The following is a 745-nucleotide window of genomic DNA, read 5'->3' as shown; positions in this document are numbered from 1 at the left end:
GGGAGGGCCCCTCCCCCGGTTGGTCGGCCGCCGGTGTGGGAGGAGCGGCCGTGGGCGGGGAAAGTACCGCGTATGGCGCGTACCGCAACTTCCCTGCTTCCCGATGGACTTGTCGCCGTCCAGCCCCTGCGGCAGAAGCGGTGTGCCCGGTGCCGGCGTGGGCCGCTGTCGCTGGTCGTGCTGGAGGACGGGGCACCGTACTGCCTGCACTGCGCGGACCTCGGGCATCTGGTGTTCCTGCCACGCGGTGACACCGCGCTGACCCGCAGGGCGCGGGAGGAGAGTGCCTTGTGGGCGGTGGTGGTGCGGTTCAACCGGCGCAGGAGCCGGTACGAGCGGCAGGGGCTGCTCGTGGAGGAGGCGGCCCTGGTCCGGGCCGAGGCGCGGTGCCTGGCGGACGCGGAGGCGCGGCGCCGGCGGCGGGCACGGGACGCGCGGCGCCGGGCGGTGGAGGACGAGCGGTTCGCGGCGGCGTTCGCGGCGGAGATCCTGCGGCTGTTTCCCGGGTGCCCGGCCGAGCGGGCCCGGGCGATCGCGGGGCACGCGTCGGCGAGGGGCAGCGGGCGGGTGGGGCGCAGCCCGGCCGGGCGGGCGTTGTCTCAGGGCGCGGTGATCTCGGCGGTGGTGGCGGCGGTGCGGCACGTGGACACGCCGTACGACCAGCTGCTGATGCGCGGTGTGGCGAGGTACGAGGCGCGGCGGAGGATCGCCGCGACCGTGGAGAGTGTGCTGCGGGGGTGGGGAG

Annotated in this window: 1 protein-coding gene; it reads left to right on the top strand. The window is 76.4% G+C overall.

The genetic code is table 11. The annotated features are described in order from the left end of the window. Positions 1-72: 72 nt before the first annotated feature. The coding region (locus V7E45_RS40405; protein WP_333779264.1) for a DUF2293 domain-containing protein at positions 73-745 on the top strand (673 nt) is incomplete at its 3' end.

It is taken from the genome of Streptomyces sp. IBSBF 3136 (genome assembly GCF_036815105.1).
In the GTDB taxonomy this organism is placed as follows: domain Bacteria; phylum Actinomycetota; class Actinomycetes; order Streptomycetales; family Streptomycetaceae; genus Streptomyces.
Note: the sequence above shows the minus strand (reverse complement) of the source record. Positions and strands in the feature narration are given on the sequence as shown.